At 58.1% G+C, this 18,662-nt stretch carries 18 protein-coding genes; 6 read left to right on the plus strand and 12 right to left on the minus strand.

Going from position 1 to position 18,662, the window contains the following annotated elements; translation table 11 throughout:
• Nucleotides 1-13: 13 nt before the first annotated feature.
• A complete protein-coding gene (tsaC, locus tag ACODS3_RS09565) occupies nucleotides 14-571 on the plus strand; it encodes an L-threonylcarbamoyladenylate synthase type 1 TsaC (RefSeq protein WP_117180589.1) in 558 nt (185 codons plus the stop codon).
• Here tsaC and ACODS3_RS09570 read toward each other — a convergent pair.
• Nucleotides 568-1,545: an NADPH:quinone reductase gene (locus ACODS3_RS09570; RefSeq protein WP_201019676.1), complete on the minus strand. Its 978-nt coding sequence runs from the start codon at nucleotides 1,543-1,545 to the stop codon at nucleotides 568-570. The two genes, tsaC and ACODS3_RS09570, sit on opposite strands and share 4 nt — an antisense overlap.
• Before the next feature lie 172 nt (nucleotides 1,546-1,717).
• On the opposite strand from ACODS3_RS09570, the gene hemF reads away from it, so the two are divergent.
• Entirely contained in the window at nucleotides 1,718-2,629 is a 912-nt protein-coding gene (gene hemF, locus ACODS3_RS09575) for an oxygen-dependent coproporphyrinogen oxidase (protein ID WP_201000859.1), read from the plus strand.
• 107 nt (nucleotides 2,630-2,736) lie between these two features.
• Nucleotides 2,737-3,561, plus strand: coding sequence for a shikimate dehydrogenase (gene aroE / locus ACODS3_RS09580; protein ID WP_201019677.1), 825 nt, complete (start codon nucleotides 2,737-2,739; stop codon nucleotides 3,559-3,561).
• Here aroE and ACODS3_RS09585 read toward each other — a convergent pair.
• The 4 genes from ACODS3_RS09585 to ACODS3_RS09600 all read right to left on the minus strand — a co-directional run bounded on the left by ACODS3_RS09585 (nucleotide 3,558) and on the right by ACODS3_RS09600 (nucleotide 6,277).
• On the minus strand, nucleotides 3,558-5,126 hold the full coding sequence (locus ACODS3_RS09585) for a SulP family inorganic anion transporter (protein WP_201019678.1): 1,569 nt from the start codon (nucleotides 5,124-5,126) through the stop codon (nucleotides 3,558-3,560). The two genes, aroE and ACODS3_RS09585, sit on opposite strands and share 4 nt — an antisense overlap.
• A gap of 179 nt (nucleotides 5,127-5,305) precedes the next feature.
• Nucleotides 5,306-5,770: an inhibitor of vertebrate lysozyme family protein gene (locus ACODS3_RS09590; RefSeq protein WP_201000865.1), complete on the minus strand. Its 465-nt coding sequence runs from the start codon at nucleotides 5,768-5,770 to the stop codon at nucleotides 5,306-5,308.
• Between the two features lie 3 nt (nucleotides 5,771-5,773).
• On the minus strand, nucleotides 5,774-5,938 hold the full coding sequence (locus tag ACODS3_RS09595; protein ID WP_025257796.1) for a DUF1328 domain-containing protein: 165 nt from the start codon (nucleotides 5,936-5,938) through the stop codon (nucleotides 5,774-5,776).
• 57 nt (nucleotides 5,939-5,995) lie between these two features.
• Nucleotides 5,996-6,277 (minus strand): hypothetical protein, encoded by a 282-nt coding sequence (locus ACODS3_RS09600; RefSeq protein WP_201019679.1) that lies wholly within the window; start codon nucleotides 6,275-6,277, stop codon nucleotides 5,996-5,998.
• A 423-nt stretch (nucleotides 6,278-6,700) separates the two neighbouring features.
• Between ACODS3_RS09600 and algB the strand changes: the two genes are divergently transcribed.
• On the plus strand, nucleotides 6,701-8,047 hold the full coding sequence (algB, locus tag ACODS3_RS09605) for a sigma-54-dependent response regulator transcription factor AlgB (RefSeq protein ID WP_201000867.1): 1,347 nt from the start codon (nucleotides 6,701-6,703) through the stop codon (nucleotides 8,045-8,047).
• Between the two features lie 10 nt (nucleotides 8,048-8,057).
• A complete protein-coding gene (locus ACODS3_RS09610; protein WP_201019680.1) occupies nucleotides 8,058-9,845 on the plus strand; it encodes a KinB sensor domain-containing domain in 1,788 nt (595 codons plus the stop codon).
• Between the two features lie 217 nt (nucleotides 9,846-10,062).
• Here ACODS3_RS09610 and ACODS3_RS09615 read toward each other — a convergent pair whose 3' ends face one another.
• The 7 genes from ACODS3_RS09615 to ACODS3_RS09645 all read right to left on the minus strand — a co-directional run bounded on the left by ACODS3_RS09615 (nucleotide 10,063) and on the right by ACODS3_RS09645 (nucleotide 17,668).
• Nucleotides 10,063-10,548, minus strand: a complete 486-nt coding sequence (locus ACODS3_RS09615; RefSeq protein WP_304574196.1) for a hypothetical protein — start codon at nucleotides 10,546-10,548, stop codon at nucleotides 10,063-10,065.
• 127 nt (nucleotides 10,549-10,675) lie between these two features.
• A complete protein-coding gene (locus tag ACODS3_RS09620) occupies nucleotides 10,676-12,295 on the minus strand; it encodes an EAL domain-containing protein (RefSeq protein ID WP_489034044.1) in 1,620 nt (539 codons plus the stop codon).
• Between the two features lie 85 nt (nucleotides 12,296-12,380).
• On the minus strand, nucleotides 12,381-13,160 hold the full coding sequence (locus tag ACODS3_RS09625) for an N-acetylmuramoyl-L-alanine amidase (protein WP_201000870.1): 780 nt from the start codon (nucleotides 13,158-13,160) through the stop codon (nucleotides 12,381-12,383).
• A 96-nt stretch (nucleotides 13,161-13,256) separates the two neighbouring features.
• Nucleotides 13,257-15,338: a GGDEF domain-containing protein gene (locus tag ACODS3_RS09630; RefSeq protein ID WP_489034045.1), complete on the minus strand. Its 2,082-nt coding sequence runs from the start codon at nucleotides 15,336-15,338 to the stop codon at nucleotides 13,257-13,259.
• On the minus strand, nucleotides 15,335-16,210 hold the full coding sequence (locus ACODS3_RS09635; RefSeq protein ID WP_201000874.1) for an endonuclease/exonuclease/phosphatase family protein: 876 nt from the start codon (nucleotides 16,208-16,210) through the stop codon (nucleotides 15,335-15,337). Before ACODS3_RS09635 ends, ACODS3_RS09630 begins: the two co-directional genes overlap by 4 nt.
• 12 nt (nucleotides 16,211-16,222) lie before the next feature.
• Nucleotides 16,223-16,867, minus strand: coding sequence for a thiol:disulfide interchange protein DsbA/DsbL (locus ACODS3_RS09640; protein ID WP_304574194.1), 645 nt, complete (start codon nucleotides 16,865-16,867; stop codon nucleotides 16,223-16,225).
• Between the two features lie 186 nt (nucleotides 16,868-17,053).
• A complete protein-coding gene (locus ACODS3_RS09645; RefSeq protein WP_304574193.1) occupies nucleotides 17,054-17,668 on the minus strand; it encodes a c-type cytochrome in 615 nt (204 codons plus the stop codon).
• Between the two features lie 348 nt (nucleotides 17,669-18,016).
• Between ACODS3_RS09645 and yihA the strand changes: the two genes are divergently transcribed.
• A complete protein-coding gene (gene yihA / locus ACODS3_RS09650) occupies nucleotides 18,017-18,655 on the plus strand; it encodes a ribosome biogenesis GTP-binding protein YihA/YsxC (protein ID WP_201000880.1) in 639 nt (212 codons plus the stop codon).
• Nucleotides 18,656-18,662 lie beyond the last annotated feature (7 nt).

The raw sequence follows: 18,662 nt of genomic DNA on the forward strand, positions 1-18,662 counted from the left end.
CGGAGAAACATCAATGGTCAGCAGTTGGCGCGTGCAGCAAGCCGCTCGAGATATTCGGGCCGGAGCGGTGATTGCCTATCCAACCGAGGCAGTCTGGGGGCTTGGGTGTGACCCATGGGATGAGGAAGCGGTGTATCGCCTGCTGGCGATCAAGTCGCGGCCTGTGGATAAAGGGCTGATTCTGATCGCCGACAACATTCGCCAGTTCGATTTTCTGTTCGAGGACTTTCCCGAGCAGTGGATCGACCGCATGGCCAGCACCTGGCCTGGCCCTAACACCTGGCTGGTGCCGCATCAGAACCTGCTGCCTGAATGGATCACGGGTGTGCATGAAACCGTGGCCCTGCGCGTGACCGATCATCCGACCGTACGTGAACTGTGCGCACTGGTCGGCCCTTTGATCTCGACCTCCGCCAACCCTGCCGGTCGCCCGGCTGCCCGCACACGGCTGCGCGTGGAGCAATATTTCCGTGGGCAAATCGACCTGGTGCTTGGCGGCAGCCTGGGCGGTCGCCGAAACCCCAGTGTCATCCGAGATGTCGCGACCGGCCAGGTTGTACGTCCAGGTTAAGGAATCAGAATCGTCGATCCCGTGGTGCGGCGAGCCGACAGCTCGATCTGCGCCTGGGCGGCGTCTTTCAGGGCGTATTGCTGGATGTCGTTGACCTTGATCTTGCCGCTGGCGAGCATGTCGAACAGATCGTCTGCCATCGATTGCAGGTTCTGCGCATTGTTGGCGTAGCTGGCCAGGGTTGGGCGGGTCACGTAAAGCGAGCCTTTCTGCGCCAGAATCCCCAGGTTCACGCCTGAAACCGGCCCGGACGCATTGCCAAAGCTGACCAGCAGGCCACGAGGCGCCACGCAATCGAGAGACGTCAGCCATGTGTCCTGGCCGACGCCGTCGTAGACCACCGGGCATTTCTTGCCTTCGGTCAGCTCCAGTACCCGCTTGGCCACGTCTTCATGGCTGTAATCGATGGTTTCCCATGCACCGAGCGCCTTGGCGTGCTCTGCCTTCTCCGGCGAACTGACCGTGCCGATCAGATTCGCTCCCAAGGCCTTTGCCCACTGGCAGGCCAGCGAACCGACGCCACCGGCAGCAGCGTGGAACAGAAAGGTTTCGCCGGGTTTGACCAGATACGTCTGGCGCAGCAAATACTGTACCGTCAGGCCCTTGAGGATGACGGCGGCCGCCTGCTCGAAGCTGATCGAGTCGGGCAGCTTCACCAGATTGGCCTCGGGTAATACATGCAGCTCGCTGTAGCCACCCAGCGGGCCGGTGCCATAAGCCACGCGGTCGCCCACCTGAAAGCGTGTCACTTCATTGCCGATGGCCTCGACTATGCCCGCGCCTTCCGTGCCAAGCCCCGAAGGAAATGAAGGTGCCGGGTAAAGGCCGCTGCGGTAATAGGTATCGATAAAGTTCAGGCCGATGGCCTTGTTGCGAACCACAACCTGCTGCGGGCCGGGTTGGGCTGGCTCAAAGTCGACATATTCAAGAACCTCGGGTCCTCCGATGGTGCTGAACTGGATACGCTTTGCCATTTGCTTTCTCCATGCTGGTCTAAACGGATCATTGGATGGGCTATCGGACTCCTTCAGGTGATCTTCGTCAACTGCGAAGGCAGGTCGGCCAGTGGTATGCTACGCGCCACTTTGCCTGCGCCCCTTTGCATCCGGGGTGCTCAGCCGTTTGACGTCAGCCTTAGGGATCTCTATGAATACCCGCACCGAGGCCGTAAAAGCCTACCTGCTCGATCTGCAAGACCGAATCTGCACTGCCCTGGAACTCGAAGATGGCAGCGCACACTTTGTCGAAGATGCCTGGACACGTCCTGCAGGTGGCGGTGGTCGCACGCGGGTCGTTGAAAATGGTGCTGTCATCGAAAAGGGCGGCGTCAACTTTTCTCATGTCTTTGGCAGCAACCTGCCGCCGTCGGCCAGTGCTCACCGGCCTGAGCTGGCGGGGCGTGGCTTCGAGGCTCTTGGGGTTTCGCTGGTAATCCACCCGCACAATCCGCATGTGCCGACTTCCCACGCCAACGTACGGTTCTTCATCGCTGAAAAAGAAGGCGAAGAGCCGGTCTGGTGGTTCGGTGGCGGTTTCGACCTGACGCCTTACTACGGCGTTGAAGAGGACTGCGTACACTGGCACCGTGTTGCCGAGCGTGCCTGTGCGCCGTTTGGCGATGACGTCTATCCCCGTTACAAAGCCTGGTGCGACAGCTACTTCCACCTCAAGCATCGCAATGAGCCGCGCGGGATTGGCGGTCTGTTCTTCGACGATGTGAATCACTGGGACTTCGACACCAGCTTCGCTTTCATTCGCGCTATTGGCGATGCCTACATCAATGCCTACCTGCCGATCGTGCGTCGCCGCAAGGCCACGGCTTATACCGTGCAACAGCGTGAGTTCCAGGAATTCCGACGTGGCCGTTACGTCGAGTTCAACCTGGTGTACGACCGTGGGACGCTGTTTGGCCTGCAATCGGGTGGCCGCACGGAATCGATCCTGATGTCCCTGCCTCCACAAGTGCGCTGGGGTTATGACTGGAAGGCCGCGCCGGGCAGCGAAGAAGCGCGCCTGACCGAGTACTTCCTGCAAGACCGGGATTGGCTGGCCGAATGACAGAGCCCTGGTTTCTGTAGGAGCGGATTTATCCGCGAATACTTTTTCGCGAATGAATTCGCTCCACAGTGCTGTACCGGGCGATAAATACATCAACAGGAACACAAATGGACCAGTACGTCGTATTCGGTAATCCCATCGGCCACAGCAAGTCCCCATTGATCCACAGCCTGTTCGCCAGCCAGACAGAACAGCAACTGGATTACCAGACCGCGCTGGCTCCGCTGGACGATTTCACGGCTTTCGCCCGACGCTTTTTCCAGACCGGGCGCGGGGCCAACGTGACCGTGCCGTTCAAGGAAGAGGCCTATCGTCTGGCCGACAGCCTGACCCTGCGTGCCGAGCGCGCAGGTGCGGTGAATACCCTGAGCAGACAGGCCGATGGCACCTTGCTGGGCGATAACACCGATGGCGCCGGGCTGGTGCGTGATCTGACAGTCAATTACGGTTTCAGTCTGCGCGGTCAACGTATCCTGTTGCTCGGTGCCGGCGGTGCTGTACGTGGTGCTCTGGAGCCGTTGCTCGCGCAGAACCCCGCCGCACTGGTGATCGCCAACCGTACGGTGGAAAAAGCCGAAAACCTGGCCCAGCTCTTTACCGACCTCGGCCCGGTGTTCGCCAGCGGTTACGACTGGCTGGAAGAGCCGGTGGACCTGATTATCAACGCCACCTCCGCCAGCCTGTCGGGTGAGTTGCCGCCGATTGCCTCCAGCCTGATCGAGGCGGGTCATACCTTCTGTTACGACATGATGTATGGCAAGGAGCCGACGGCATTCTGTCGCTGGGCGACCGAGCACGGTGCGGCACAGGCGGTGGACGGTCTGGGCATGCTTGTCGAACAGGCTGCCGAAGCCTTCTTGCTATGGCGCGGCGTGCGACCGGATTCAGCGCAGGTACTGGCTGAGATGCGGCGGCAGTTGGCGAGCGCCTAATCCTCGAACAGGATCGGGCATTTATCCGCGCCCTCCAGCTTTTGCAGCTCTTCGACGACCTGTTGCCGGGCGCGACGCAGGGTCAGGGTCCGGTCCTGCTTGAGCAGGCGTCGGGCTTCCTGATGAAGCATTTCAACGCCTGAATAGTCGATGAAGTTGATCTGTTGGGCATCGATCACCACGCGCTTGCCTTCGGTGCGCTGCAAGCGGGTTTGCAGGTAATGGCTGGCGCCGAAGAAAATCGACCCGCCGACGCGCATGATCTCTTCGTCACCTTCGCGCCATTGCTGCACCTTGGGTTGAGACGTGCGCTTGAGATAGAAGAACAGCGAAGCCAGCACACCTGCATAGATTGCGGTCTGCAACTCCAGCAGCAGGGTCGCGACACAGGTCAGGGCCATCACGAAAAACTCGGAACGACTGACCCGAAACAACGCCGCGATACCGCGATGATCCACTAACCCCCAGCAGATCAACAGAATCGAGGCCGCCATGCCCGGAATCGGGATGTGGGCAATCAATGATGCCCCCGCGACCGCGAACAACATGACCCATAACGCCGAGAAAACGCCCGCCAATGGCGAGCGTGCCCCTGCTTCATAACTCAAGGCGGCACGGGTAAAGGAGCCGGCAGACAGATAGCCGGAGAACAGTGAGCCGACCATATTCGACAGGCCCTGAGCGCGCACTTCCTGGTTGGCGTTGATCAGTTGCTGGGAGCGTGCCGACAGCGAGCGGGCAATCGACAGACTGTTCACCAGGCCGAGCATACCCACTGCAACTGCAGTCGGCAGCAGCTTGAGGATCAGGTCCAGATCCAGTGGCAGCGGGCTGAACGGTGGCAGTTGCCCCGCGAAAGCCTTCACCACCTTCACCTGGCCAAACATTGCAGGCCACAGCCAGACAAGCAGGCTGCTCGATACCAAGGCGATCAACAGTGTTGGCCAGCGCGGTACCAGATATTTCAGGGTAATGCCCAGCGCCAGAGTCAGCAGGCCCAGAATCAGCGAGGGCTTGTCGATCTCAGGGCTGTGTTCGAGGACTGCTGTCAGGCTGTTGAGAGCAGTGCTCTGACTGGGTAAATCGATTCCCGCCAGGTTCGGTATCTGTCCCAATGCAATCACGATGGCTGCGCCCAAAGTGAAACCCAGTACGACAGAGTGCGAGACAAAGTTCACCAGTGCGCCGAAGCGCATCATGCCCAGCAGCAACTGGAATGCCCCGGCTATGAACGTCAGCAACAGGATAAGCGTGATGTAGTCCTGGCTGGCAGGAACGGCCAAAGGACTGATGCTGGCATACAGCACGATGGAAATGGCGGCTGTCGGTCCGCATATCAAATGCCACGAAGAGCCCCACAGACAAGCGATCAGTACCGGAACGATGGCGGCGTAAAGACCATATTCGGGAGGCAGTCCTGCGATCAGCGCGTAAGCGATGGATTGTGGCAAGGCGAGGATGGCACCGCTCAGTCCTACCAGCGCATCACGGCCGACGCTGACGCGAGTCTGTTTGGGAAGCCAGGCGAGAAAAGGCAGGAATTTGTGGCGGTTGAGCCAACCCATGAAACCCTCGTCGATTGGTTAGCGGCAATTAAGGGTACACGGCCAGACCGCGCTTATGCACTCGCGAGCACATCCTGCGCCATTTGCACAAATGAATAAATAGAGCGAGGGAATGGGAGACCAGGCATGCGGGAGCGTGCCCGGATGCCTGGTCCTTGAGATAGGTGTGGAGTGCTGAATCAGTACCAGTTCGGATCTTTGCGCAACTGCTCTTTCAGCAGCTCTTGCATGCCTTCATCCGGTTTACCCAGAAAACGGTAGGTCGCATGGTTAGTAGGCGATTTGTCGGCCGGGAGTCCGGCAGGCACTTCGACCAGCATTGCATAGGCATCTTCCTTATCGAGGCTGAACGACACGATCAGACGTTTGCTGCGACAGGTTTCAGCGGTTTCGCACAGTGTTCCGACGATATAGGGATCATGGTCCTCGGTGACGGCGGTCATCTGTTCGGAAGTACCGGAAAGATTGATGATCCAGTCGGGCAACCGTTCCTCTTTCTGTATGACCTTGGTCCATGTCTGACGGTACTCGGGCGCAGAACTCAACAGCTCATTGACCCGGGCCTGACCATCGTTGGCGGCTATTGCCATGGCACTGCCGCCCATCAACAGGGCGGCTGCCAGTGAGTGAAAAGATTTGCCCATTTCTCAGCCTCGACCGCGGCGCCCGAAGAAGAAAGACACGACGAACATGACCAGGAACACGATGAACAGAATCTTGGCGATGCCCGTTGCCGTGCCTGCGATACCGCCGAAGCCCAGTACGGCAGCGACAATGGCGATGATCAAGAACGTGATAGCCCAACTCAGCATGGTGATACTCCTTTTACAGCTATTTGAATTTGGAACGTTTCGTTCGGTTTGTCTGGATCAGAAGACCCATTTTTGCGGCGTTGCTACTTCATCGACAGACACCACGCCGTCAACAGGCTGGGGTCCGAGTCCAGTGATCTGGGCCGTCCGCGTCAGGTTTTGATAGGACGCGCTGACCTTGATGATTTGCTGCTGGGTCTGGGTCGCTTCGCGAGACTGATCCCAGCGCTGGAACTGTTGAACGGCAATCAGGGTAATGAGCAGGGCCAGCAGCAAGAACAGGCCTTGCTGTATGTGCAGGGATGAAATACGCAAATGGGCGATATGCTGGCTGTTCATCCCTAAACTCCGTTTACCTGAATGGTCTTGATGAATTTGGCTGGCCGTAAGATCCAACCTTGGGTGCAAGAGATAGTGCAGACTGCATGCCATTTTTTGCGTTTGAAATAAACTCAATTAAATCAATGGTTTGCTATGTTTTTAAAAAAACGGCAGCCAGCAAGCTGCACGATCCCCCCTTCACAGTCGTGCGTTCTGCACGAACCACCGCAGGCTTGTTCAGGGAGAGGAATCCGCGCCAATGCAGCTCGGTGGCTTCAGGTCGCCTCAGGCTGGAGACAGATAGCCAGAAAAATCAGCCGGTTAGCTAATGCACGAACAGATAGCTAACATGCATGTCACAGAATCAATCAGAATCAACCATGCAACTTGCCCGATGATTCCGAGACTAACCAAGATCATTTACTTAGGAGCGTAGGAAAAATGGAGACAGCCACTGAGAATCAGGGCCGTATTCTGCTAGTGGACGACGAGTCCGCAATCCTTCGCACGTTCCGGTACTGTCTGGAAGATGAGGGCTACAGTGTCGCCACTGCCAACAGTGCAGCGCAGGCCGACACATTGATGCAGCGTCAGGTGTTTGACCTGTGTTTTCTGGACCTGCGTCTGGGCGAAGACAACGGGCTGGAGGTCCTGGCGCAAATGCGTATCCAGGCACCATGGATGCGCGTAGTGATCGTTACCGCCCATTCGGCGGTCGACACGGCGGTCGATGCGATCCAGGCTGGCGCCGCCGATTACCTGGTCAAACCCTGCAGCCCGGATCAACTGCGCCTTGCCACTGCCAAGCAACTGGAAGTACGGCAGTTGTCTGCCCGTCTGGAAGCTTTGGAAGGCGAGATACGCCAGCCCAAGGACGGCCTTGATTCTCACAGCCCGTCGATGATGGCCATTCTGGAAACGGCGCGGCAGGTGGCCGTGACCGACGCCAACATTCTGATTCTGGGAGAGTCCGGCACTGGTAAAGGTGAATTGGCGCGCGCCATTCACGGCTGGAGCAAACGAGCCAAGAAATCCTGCGTCACCATCAACTGCCCTTCCCTGACGGCCGAGTTGATGGAAAGCGAGCTGTTCGGTCACAGCCGCGGTGCGTTTACCGGTGCCAGCGAAAGCACACTGGGCCGCGTCAATCAGGCCGATGGCGGAACATTGTTTCTCGACGAGATCGGCGATTTTCCACTGACTTTGCAGCCAAAGTTGCTGCGTTTCATCCAGGACAAGGAATACGAGCGTGTGGGTGACCCGGTCACCCGGCGTGCCGACGTGCGGATTCTGGCGGCCACCAACCTGAATCTGGAAGACATGGTGCGCGGCGGGCGCTTCCGTGAAGACCTTCTGTATCGTCTGAACGTGATTACCCTGCACCTTCCGGCATTGCGTGAGCGAAGCGAAGACATCATGACCCTGGCCGATCGGTTCCTGGCGCGCTTCGTCAAGGATTATGCCCGGCCGGCTCGCGGGTTCAGCGACGAAGCCCGTGCTGCGCTGCTCAACTACCGCTGGCCCGGCAATATCCGTGAGTTGCGTAACGTCATCGAGCGCGCGAGCATCATCTGCCCGCAGGAGCGAGTCGAAGTCAGTCACTTGGGCATGGCCGAAGTACCGACCAACAACGCCCCTCGCGTGGGCGCAGCCTTGAGCCTGGACGAACTGGAAAAGGCCCATATCGGCGCAGTCCTGGCGACCAGCGATACACTCGATCAGGCTGCGAAAACCCTGGGCATCGACTCTTCGACCCTTTATCGCAAACGCAAGCAGTACAACTTATGAGTTGTTCTGTATGAAACTGGCAATGAAGTTACGTACCCGTCTGTTTCTAAGCATCTCGGCCCTGATAACCGTTGCGCTACTTGGGTTGCTGCTTGGGCTGGTCAGCGTCATGCAAATGGCCAAGAGTCAGGAGTCCCTGATCCAGAGTAACTTCAGCAACCTCGAACTGGGCCTGAAGCTGCGTCAGAACCTCGGCGATCAATTGGTGATAATGATCAGCCCGTCACCTGACAAGCTCGCGCTGCAGAAGTATCAGGATCAGTTTCATGAACTGCTGGTCGAGGGCATGGAACGTGATTCGCAAAACAAGGTGCAGGGTCGCTTCGAGAAGACGAGTCAGTACTACCAGCGCTTCATTGATGCCTACCAGCGCTTTGAGGGCGACACGCGGGCAATGCATGACAACCCCGAGCTGCGAGGCAGCTTCGATGTCTTGCGCAACGACTTGCTGGATACCCACCGCCGGGCGCTGGAGAACATCAGTACTGCCGAAGCCTATTCCCGCGAGCGGGCGCTGTGGATCGCCGGGTTGCTTGGGCTGGTAGGCATTGCCGTGTTGTGTATCGGCTTCATCACTGCCCATGGTATCGCCCAGCGCTTTGGCGCCCCCATCGAGGCTCTGGCCAAGGCGGCGGACCATATCGGCCAGGGCAACTATGAAGTAACGCTGCCCATCTCCTCGGCAGCCGAAATGAACCTTCTGACCCGGCGCTTCGGCATCATGGCCGAGGCTTTGCGTCAGCATCAGGCCACCAATGTCGATGAGTTACTGGCCGGCCAGCAACGTCTGCAAGCGGTGCTCGACAGTATCGACGATGGCCTGCTGATGATCGACCGGCAAGGTCGCCTGGAGCACTTGAATCCCGTGGCTCAGCGCCAGCTTGGCTGGGACGAGAGCCGCCTTGGTCGCGGGCTTGGCGAAGCGCTTGAGCATCCAGAGCTGGATGAGCAGTTATTCCTGATCTTGCGTGGCGGGACTCTGGAGCATGCACCGGAAGACTTGAGCATCGATATCGAGGGCGAGTCCCGATTGCTGACCTACAGCCTGACCCCCGTCAGTCATACCAAAGGCCACATTCTCGGTGCCGTGATGGTGCTGCGCGATGTGACCGAGCAACGGGCTTTCGAGCGCGTGCGCAGCGAGTTCGTCCTGCGTGCTTCTCATGAGCTGCGCACGCCAGTGACCGGCATTCATATGGCATTCGGGCTTTTGCAGGAGCGTCTGCATTTTGCGGCAGAGTCCCGCGAAGCGGACCTGCTCAATACCATCACCGAAGAAATGCAGCGCCTGATGCAACTGATCAACGACCTGCTGAATTTCTCGCGTTATCAGAACGGTCTGCAAAAACTCAAGCTTGCCCCCTGTCCTATCAAGCACTTGCTTGAAGAAGCCAGAGGCCGTTTCGAGGAGCAAGCCCGGGAACACAACATCACCTTGATGCTGGACATTCAGGAACCAGTCCCACATCTGCATGCCGACCAGACGCAACTGGAACGGGTGCTGGACAACCTGCTGGACAACGCATTGCGCCATACCCCTGAAAACGGCCTGATCCGCTTACAGGCCCGCCGTCATGGCGAGCGTGCAATCATCAGCATCGAAGACAATGGCGAAGGCATTCCTTACGGGCAACAAGGCCGAATCTTCGAGCCCTTCGTACAGGTTGGCCGCAAGAAAGGCGGCGCTGGCCTTGGGTTGGCGCTGTGCAAGGAAATCGTGCAACTGCACGGTGGGCGCATGGGCGTCTATTCACGGCCTGGACAGGGGACGCAGTTTTATATGGCGTTGCCGCTCTAGAGGGTTGTGGAGGGGCATTCAACCAATCGTTGAATGGAGAGCAACTGTTTGCTAAGCTTTTGATCGTCAGCACAGACCGGAACCTTCTTCGGAAGGGGTGTTGATTTCGGGGTGAAAACCCTCCTAGCCAGTGAGCGGGATAGGCGAAAGCCGAAAGAACAGGCCGATATAGAGATTCACAAAAAGCCCTGATACGAAAGTATTGGGGCTTTTTGCTTTACACAGATTCCCCTTTATTCCTTTTCTCCAGAATGAAGCGCACGTTGAATGGTTTGCCTCTGGGCAGAGAGTGTCGGCCCCATTGGTCGACCTCGTATGCAGAGATCACATGCAGCTTCAATCGGTTGACTGAGCCCTGTGGCTTTGTGATTGAAAAGAATATTGCGTAGTCATGCAGATCAAGGCAGAAGTAGCGCTGTCCACTTTTCTTGCTGTTATGCGGCACAGCAAGCCCCTCAAAAAAACGGCGATCAATGTAGTCACGCAATTGGCTGCTGTAGTGATAGCGCGCAAGGCAAAAATAGCGATGCTCACGCTTGTAATAAAGCTGCTTGCCGTTGCCCTTGTCATCTGTGAAGCAATGAAATCCAAATTCAAAATGAATGGTGACCTGCTCTCCAGCAATGTCATATACCCGCTCGAATGGCTGCAAATGCGCCAGACTGTAAGTTGTTCCATTGATTATCAGATCATTCCATTGCATTGCGAGAGAGCCAGACACCTCAAAGATCGAGATTGTACCAGTCAGCCCACTTACAAGATTCTGCTGGCAATTTGATTAAGAACTGTAAGCACAGCAGCGTAGCGTGTCGTTGAAATGGTCGCTGTCTTCACGCCACATCATCCTTGCGTCGCCCAGTCCCTCTTCGACCACCCGTGACCAGTTCGCAGAATTTGGTGGAAGTCAAAGGGCGGGCGAAGAGCCAGCCCTGGCCGTAGACCACGCCTTCGCTCTTGAGCAGATGGGCCTGGGACTCGAACTCGATCCCTTCAGCGATTACGCGCAATTGCAGTGCGTGAGCCATGCGGATGATATGGGGGGCGACGCCGCTGCTGGCGGCGTCGTGCCCTAATGCATCGATGAAGGCCTTGTCGATTTTCAGGCAGTCCACCGGCAAGGTCTGCAGGTAGGCCAGGCTGCAATAGCCGGTGCCGAAGTCATCGATCAGGATCTGGTGGCCACGGTCGCGCAGCAGTTGCAGGTGGTTGCGCGCCACGACCACGTCGATCAGGCCGCGCTCGGTCACTTCAAACGCGATCTGGCGGGCGGCAACCTTGTGCAGGGCCAGCAATCTGGCGGCTACGCGGCCAATGCGCGGGGCGATGACATCGCAGGCGGCCAGGTTTATCGAGACGTATAGATGCGGGTTGGCGCGCAATAGCGGCCCGAGTTTTTCCAGTGACTGCTGTAAGACAAAATCGGTGATCTGCCGAATCTGCCCGGTATTTTCAGCCAACGGGATGAACAGGTCCGGGCTGGTCAGCGTGCCGTCCGGCCTGCGCCAGCGCACCAAGGCTTCGGCGCCGACGCACAAGCGGGTTTCGAGGTTGAAAATGGGCTGGTAGAGGACTTTCAATTCCCCGCGCCGCAACGCCCCCGAGAGTTCGGCCCCCAGGGATTTGCGCTGTTGCATCAATTGCAGGACCAGCGCTGCAATGCACAAGGACATCAACAGGCTGGCCGGTACCAGTAACCACCAGGCTCCCGTGATTTTTTCCTGCAAGTCGATACGCGGTGTTATCAGCACCAACTGGTATTCCGGGCTTTGGGTGGGCATGCGGTAAATCAGTTGGGTCTGTGCCGTAATGAGCGTTGTATCGCTGTTCGGCAACCAGTCCGGCACGGGAGGCCAGGCTTGTGCAGGCCCCAGCACCGGTATCGCTCGGGTGCCGTTATCGAGCACCACCAGCAGGCTGCCTCCAGCCGGAAGATCGACCACATCCGTCAAATGGCCGCGTGAAGTCGAAACCCGAAAATCCCCACGCCCAAGCACCAGTGCGGCCAGGTTGTCGTCCGGCTGAGCCGAGGTATTGAGCCAATAATCGTAGGTCGGGCCACGAATGTCAGGTGGCCGAGGTTCGTCGAGCACCTTGGGGCGTGGCCAGCTGGAGCAACTGCGCGCGCCCCCGACATAAGCGGCTTCATAAATGAAGCGGTTGCTGGAAATGACCTCACGCAAGCGCCCGACCATTTCCGGGCTGCAACGCCTTAGTGGCTGGTGTTCCAGCTGATCCAGCCCCGCACGCAGTTGACCGAAAAGCTGCTCCAGTCGAATCAGGAAGCGCTCGCCCTGAGCGTTCATTTGCAGGCTTTCGTTCTGCCGTGCCTGATGCATCGCCAGCCCGAAGCTGCCGAACAAAAATACAGCCGCGCTTAGCAAGGCTGCCAGCAACGCCAGCAACCAAGGGTGGGAAAGGTGAATGCGAAAGCGCGTTTGCGCGATGAGCATCAGTGGATATCCGAGTGGAATATCCCTCAGGTATAGCAACAAGCGCGCAAATAGCTTGGTAAAGAACGCAGCCCTGAAGGCTGATCTAGTCGGCCCGGTTGAGCACCTGCAAGATGGCCGCGCTCTGAATGTCCGGTTGGCCGTCGAAGCGCTCTGGACGGTAATGCATCTGGAAGGCAGCGAGAACGTGGCGTGTAGCGGTGTCCAGCTCGCCGGTCTGAGGAGTGGTGTAACCCAGGCGTGCCAATTGTTGCTGGAACCAGGTGATGCTTGGCAGGTTATTCATCATCTGCGCCTGACGCTGGGCGACCAGCCGTTCGTCCGGCCAGATGCCTATGCCTTCATGTGCCAGTCGTTTCCAGGGAAACAGCGGGCCTGGGTCCAGTTTGCGCATCGGTGCGATATCGCTGTGCCCAATGATGTGCCTGGGGTCGATATTGTTGCGTTTGATGATGTCCTTGAGCAGCACGGTGATCGCCTGAATCTGGCTTTCGGTGTACGGGTACCAGAGGCGTCCCGTGGGTGTATCCGTGTAGCCGGGATTGACGATTTCAATGCCGATGGAGCTTGAGTTGAGCCAGGTACGGCCTTCCCATTCACTTTCTCCGGCATGCCAGGCGCGTGCGCTTTCATCGACCAGTTTGTAGATCGTTGCCGGATTGTCGTCGCCGATCAGGTAGTGGCTGCTGACCTCGCCATGGGTCAGCAACTCCAGCGAGCGCTCAAGCGAGGCGGAGGTGTAATGCATGATGACGTACTGGACCCGGCCGTCATGGTTGACCGAGGGATGGCTGGTGTCGAGCTTTGGCCCGCTGGAGCAGGCAGTCAGGACCAGAAGGAGAAATGCAGTGAAAATCAGCTTCATGGAAATCGGATTACGTCGGCAGCAAATGCAACATCATAACAAAGCGCGGCAAAATTGCTTCATCCGTGAAGCGCCGATGGATTCCAGATGTTTCATTCATCCCTGCTCGACACGATTTCTGCCGTTTTCCTTGGCGCGATACAACGCCTGATCGGCCCGTTTGAGGGCGACATCGCTACGTTCGCCGGTCCGGAAGGCGGTCACGCCCATGGATACCGTGATCGTCACCCGCTCACCCTTGAAGTGAAACGGACAAAGCTCGACGGCAGCCCGCAGTTCATCAAGCAGTGTCAAAGCCGTCGTGACATGGGTGGCCGGCATGAGCATGACGAACTCTTCGCCACCGAAGCGCGCCAGGAAGTCTGTGGGGCGCATGCGTTTTCTCAGCACACTGGCAACGATCTTCAGCACCTTGTCACCGGCCAGGTGACCATAGCCATCGTTGATTCGCTTGAAGTGATCCAGATCCAGTATGCAGACCAGCAGGCTGGTCTTGTCCTGTTGCCACTGCGCCATTTCCCGTTCAAGCCGTTCTCCCCAGGCCGCACGGTTGGGCAGGGTTGTAAGCGGGTCGATCAGTGCTTTTTGCCGTTGCTCTTCCAGGTGCGTCCTGAAGCCCAGAGCTTCCTGTTCCATGCTGGCGACACGGGCGGCCAGGCCTTGCAGTCGCGAGGCAACTTCCTGTTCGCGATCATCCCGTTTGCGCTGGTAGTGATCCATTGTGCTGAGCAGGCCTTCCAGCCGGTTGTCGAGCACTTGCTTGAGGCTGTTCAGGTCGGAGGCGTCCTGGACACTGCTCTGCAAGCCGCCGACCTGTTCACGCAATTGCTCGTTCAGGTCACGTGCGGTGGACTGGTTCTCGGCATGGTCTTCACTGGCAGCCTGCAAATGGCTCTGAAACGACTCCAGTCGTTCGTTGAGCTGCTTGAGATAGGTCCCGAATTCCTGTTGGCCACCGTTATTGATCGCCAGCATCAGAATGGCAAGATCGTCGAGGATCGGCAGCAGCTCGTACCAGTTAAGCCCGTGTTTGAGGCGTGACTGCATGTCTTCGACTTGCGGGCGATGATGCTCGGACAAGGTCAGGTCCTTGAGCAACCCCAGCAAGGTCTCTTCGATATGAGCGGCCACCGAGCTGTAGCTCGGCTCCGGAGAGTAAGGCAGGGAATAGTTCGGGTCCCCTTCACCGGCCTCTTGCTCATCGGTCGGCTCATCATCCGGTGACTCATCGGCTTCTGCGCTGTCGCTCTCGGCGAGTGCCTGCACAACCGGCACATGCTCGTAGGGAACAGAGGGCGTAGGCGTAAGCAGCTCTTGCGGGGGAACCGGAACCGGTGCGGGTGCCGCTTTCTCGGCGGGCGCGGGCGGGACGGTTGCCACTTCAACGGGGTGCGGCGTTTCAACTACTGGCTCAACCACAGGAGTGGGAGCGGGAGTCTCTACGTGCTGTTGCTCGACTTTGGGAGCTTCAGCCTCAACCTTTGGTGCTGGTGCTGGTGCTGGTGCTGGCTGCGCAGGTTGGGCCGGTGTCGGTACGGTCGCTGCGTTTGGCTCGTTAACGCTTTCAGGCTCAGGCTCAGGTTCGGCAGCGGCAGGTGTAGCCGCATTGGCTGGCTGAGCGTTTTCCGGGCCATGAGCCGCATCGCTCGATTCTTCACGGGTGCCGAACAGACGTTGCAGGATTCCGGGACGAGGTCCCTCTTCGTGTTTTTCAAGCAGGGTCAGCGCCTTGCCCTGCAAGCCGCTTAGCTCACTCAGCAGCAAGGGTAATTCCCGGGCCTGGGAGGCGCGGTCTTCGAGGTCCTTGGCAAACCGTTTGAGCGGCTTGCGCACTTCCCGAGGCAGCGGCAAGGCTTGCAGTTGGGTCACCAGCGCACCCAGAGCGCTGCTGATCTGCCCTACCCTGACTTCACGACGCTGCTCGGAATCCAGCACGGCCTTTTCAAGGCGTGGTATCAGGGCTGCCAGACCCGCATCCATGTCGTCCTTGCGCACGATTTCGCGCATTTCCTTCATGCATTCGTCGACAGAGCGGTCCGTACCTTCCGCCGCGAGACTACTGCGTACAAGGCCTCGGCGCAGCAAGTCGAGCCTGGCGTTCCAGCGCTCTGCGAGCCTGTCCTGCTGCTCGATACCCTTGAGATACTTCTCTTTCCAGCGCTCGGCTTCTTCGCTCATTCAAGGGGTCTACCAGAGAGCACGGGTAGCGAATCACCACACAGCGAAGCCGGCAGGCGAATCTCTACAGCAACGGGCAGGTGATCGGAAATGGGTTGCGCCAGTACCTGAACACGTTCAAGCGTCAGTGTCGGGCTGAGTAAAATATGATCAAGGCAGCGTTGCGGCCGCCAACTGGGAAAGGTTGCCTCGACCTGCGGTGCCAGAAGGCCGAGATCGCGCAGTGGCGAATGCTCCAGCAAGTCGTTGGCATGGGTATTCATGTCGCCCATCAGTACCTGATGGCGATAACCGCCAATCAGTTCACGGATATAGGCCAGTTGCCGTGTTCGAGTACGCGGACCCAAGGCCAGATGCATCATGACCACCACCAGCGCGTCCTCGCCTTCCCCGAAACGGACAAGAATAGCACCGCGTCCGGCAGGCCCAGGCAACGGATGGTCTTCGATCTTGCCGGGACGCAGACGGCTGAGAACGCCGTTGCTGTGTTGTCCCAGACGCCCCAGGTTGCGATTGAGCTGTTGATACCAGTAGGGGAAGGAACCGAGATGAGCCAGATGTTCGACCTGGTTGATGAAACCTGAGCGCAGGCTTCCGCCATCGGCTTCCTGCAATGCCACCAGATCGAAATCGTTGAGCAGGTCGCCAATCTTTTGCAGATTGCCTGCCCGTCCGCCGTGTGGCAGCAGATGCTGCCAGCCGCGCGTCAGGTAATGCCGGTAACGCTCTGTGCTGATACCGACCTGAATATTGAAGCTGAGCAACCGAAGCCTGCCATCGGCTGGCAATCCGCTTTGCAGCAGATGATGTTCGTTGACCTGCGGATCATGCAGGCCAACGACTCGCTCCGTGCCCTTGCCCCAGCGGCGCATGGCGGGCTGCTCTTACTTGCTTGCCTTGCCGGCCGCTCGCTCCTGGGCGATCAGCTGGTCAGCAACCTGCAAGGTCGCTTCCGGGCCACCGGAGCTGCCCAGGTCGAAACGGTATTTACCGTTAACGATCATGGTCGGTACGCCGGTCACTTCGTACTTCTTGGCCAGTTCCTTGTACTGGGCGATCTTGCCCTTCACCGCGAAGGAGTTGAAGGTTTCGAGGAACTTGGCTTTGTCGATGCCCTGGGTGGCAACGAAATCAGCCATTTCTTCGGGTTTGAGCAGAGGCTTGCGGTCTTTCTGGATGGCGTTGAATACAGCCGCGTGAACCTTGTGCTCTACGCCCATGGTGTCCAGGGTGATGAAGAGTTGGCCGTGGGCATCCCAGGCACCGCCGAACATGGCAGGGATACGGACGAAATTGACGTCTTCAGGCAGTTTTTCAGCCCATGGGTTGATGGTCGGCTCGAATGCATAGCAATGCGGGCAGCCATACCAGAACAGTTCAACCACTTCGATCTTGCCTGGCTCGGAAACAGGCACAGCACTGGCCAATACAACATATTGCTTACCAGCTTCGATCGGGGTGGCAGCCTGGGCGGACATACCGAACAGGCTGGCAGCAACCAGAGCGGCGCTGATGATCAGATTACGCATGCTTTACTCCTGGGCAGATTGAGTCGCCTTCAAACGACGGGTTTTTCGACCGGTCACCAAGGCTTGAGTTCTTAGTGTAACGCTGACGATCAAAAAAAAGGGCAGCGCGGGCCACCCTTTTTACATGTGCCATGAAGCACGTCACGCGAGCGCCCCGGATTGCCTGCCCGAATGCTAGCGCATCGATCAGTGCAGGCCTTGGATATATTGCGCCAGAGCCTCGATATCCTTGTTGCTCAGCTTGGCAGCGATGGAGCGCATGACCATGGTGTCGCCATCATTGACCCGATCGCCTTCGCGGAATGCGGTCAATTGTTTCTTGATGTAATCGGCATGCTGGCCACCCAGGTGCGGGAAGCCGGCCGAGACGTTGCCTGTACCGTCAGGAGAGTGGCAACCGGTGCAGGCAGGCATGCCCTGATCCAGCTTGCCGCCACGGAACAAGGCTTCGCCGCGGGCGACCAGGTTGGGATCAGCCGCGCCGATGCTGCCTTTCTGGCTGGCGTAATAGGCGGAGATATCTGCAAGATCCTGATCGTTGAGCGGTGTCAGCAGCCCGGTCATTTCAAGAACCGTGCGCTTGCCATCCTTGATTTCGTGCAATTGCTTGAGCAGGTAACGCTCGCCCTGGCCTGCCAGTTTCGGGAAGTTGGGAGCCAGACTGTTGCCATCAGGTCCATGGCAAGCGCCACATACGGCCGTCTTTGCCTGACCGGCGGCCGCATCACCGGTGACGTCGGCGGCCTGGGTTGTTCCACAGATGCCAAGCGTCAACAGCAGACTCACGAATAATTTGTTCATCAGGTAATCCAGATCGGCTAATGGTGAAAAGTTAGGTAGCAGGTGATTTGCTCATCTCCAGGATGACGGTTCGCAAATGCTGACTACTGCGGTCCTTGCACATTTCACGCGCGGCATTGTCACGATTCTGGCAAAAGGGGCTCCAAAGTCCTCTTGCGCAGTAAAAACCTTTCAGGTTGAAAGCGGACTGCGTTCTAATGCGCATATTAGTTCTCGCTTCAGTGTTCTTCCCTTGTTGCACCCGGGAATTCACACACAAAATTTGCGGCATTATATACTCGCGCTACCCAAACGGAAACGACACCTCTTGCCGCACCCCTTGCAGGCAAGGCCTTCACCGGAAATCACATGCAACTCAAGAACCCCATCCTCGGCCTGTGCCAACAGTCCACGTTCATGCTCAGTGCCGCCAAGGTCGATCAGTGCCCTGATGACGAAGGCTATGAAGTCGCGTTTGCCGGGCGTTCCAACGCGGGCAAATCGAGCGCACTCAATACGCTGACCCACGCCAGCCTGGCACGCACCTCCAAAACGCCGGGGCGCACGCAACTGCTGAACTTCTTCAAACTGGATGAAGACCGTCGTCTGGTGGACCTGCCTGGTTACGGCTATGCAAAAGTGCCGATCCCGCTCAAGCAGCACTGGCAGCGCCACCTGGAAGCCTATCTGGGCAGCCGCGAAAGCCTGAAAGGCCTGATCCTGATGATGGACATCCGTCATCCAATGACCGACTTCGACATCTTGATGCTGGATTGGGCAATCGCCAGCCAGATGCCGATGCATGTCCTGCTGACCAAGGCCGACAAGCTGACCTACGGCGCAGCAAAGAACACGCTGCTCAAGGTTCAGTCACAGATCCGCAAGGGCTGGGGTGAAGCTGTCACGATCCAGTTGTTCTCGGCCCCAAAGCGTATGGGCCTGGAAGAAGCCTATACCGTTCTGGCCGACTGGATGGAACTGGAAGACAAAGCGCCTGCCGAGGGGTAAATCGCAG

This window comes from Pseudomonas sp. FG43 (genome assembly GCF_057809175.1).

Excerpts from the sequence above, each read along its gene's own strand:
- ACODS3_RS09625 (WP_201000870.1), bottom strand. The coding sequence starts at position 13,160 with ATGAAGCTGATTTTCACTGCATTTCTCCTTCTGGTCCTGACTGCCTGC.
- ACODS3_RS09640 (WP_304574194.1), bottom strand. The coding sequence starts at position 16,867 with ATGCGTAATCTGATCATCAGCGCCGCTCTGGTTGCTGCCAGCCTGTTC.
- ACODS3_RS09630 (WP_489034045.1), bottom strand. The coding sequence starts at position 15,338 with ATGAGCGAAGAAGCCGAGCGCTGGAAAGAGAAGTATCTCAAGGGTATC.
- yihA (WP_201000880.1), top strand. The coding sequence starts at position 18,017 with ATGCAACTCAAGAACCCCATCCTCGGCCTGTGCCAACAGTCCACGTTC.
- ACODS3_RS09570 (WP_201019676.1), bottom strand. The coding sequence starts at position 1,545 with ATGGCAAAGCGTATCCAGTTCAGCACCATCGGAGGACCCGAGGTTCTT.
- ACODS3_RS09635 (WP_201000874.1), bottom strand. The coding sequence starts at position 16,210 with ATGCGCCGCTGGGGCAAGGGCACGGAGCGAGTCGTTGGCCTGCATGAT.
- ACODS3_RS09590 (WP_201000865.1), bottom strand. The coding sequence starts at position 5,770 with ATGGGCAAATCTTTTCACTCACTGGCAGCCGCCCTGTTGATGGGCGGC.
- hemF (WP_201000859.1), top strand. The coding sequence starts at position 1,718 with ATGAATACCCGCACCGAGGCCGTAAAAGCCTACCTGCTCGATCTGCAA.
- ACODS3_RS09585 (WP_201019678.1), bottom strand. The coding sequence starts at position 5,126 with ATGGGTTGGCTCAACCGCCACAAATTCCTGCCTTTTCTCGCCTGGCTT.
- algB (WP_201000867.1), top strand. The coding sequence starts at position 6,701 with ATGGAGACAGCCACTGAGAATCAGGGCCGTATTCTGCTAGTGGACGAC.
- ACODS3_RS09645 (WP_304574193.1), bottom strand. The coding sequence starts at position 17,668 with ATGAACAAATTATTCGTGAGTCTGCTGTTGACGCTTGGCATCTGTGGA.
- tsaC (WP_117180589.1), top strand. The coding sequence starts at position 14 with ATGGTCAGCAGTTGGCGCGTGCAGCAAGCCGCTCGAGATATTCGGGCC.
- ACODS3_RS09620 (WP_489034044.1), bottom strand. The coding sequence starts at position 12,295 with ATGCTCATCGCGCAAACGCGCTTTCGCATTCACCTTTCCCACCCTTGG.
- ACODS3_RS09600 (WP_201019679.1), bottom strand. The coding sequence starts at position 6,277 with ATGAACAGCCAGCATATCGCCCATTTGCGTATTTCATCCCTGCACATA.
- ACODS3_RS09610 (WP_201019680.1), top strand. The coding sequence starts at position 8,058 with ATGAAACTGGCAATGAAGTTACGTACCCGTCTGTTTCTAAGCATCTCG.
- ACODS3_RS09595 (WP_025257796.1), bottom strand. The coding sequence starts at position 5,938 with ATGCTGAGTTGGGCTATCACGTTCTTGATCATCGCCATTGTCGCTGCC.
- ACODS3_RS09615 (WP_304574196.1), bottom strand. The coding sequence starts at position 10,548 with ATGCAATGGAATGATCTGATAATCAATGGAACAACTTACAGTCTGGCG.
- aroE (WP_201019677.1), top strand. The coding sequence starts at position 2,737 with ATGGACCAGTACGTCGTATTCGGTAATCCCATCGGCCACAGCAAGTCC.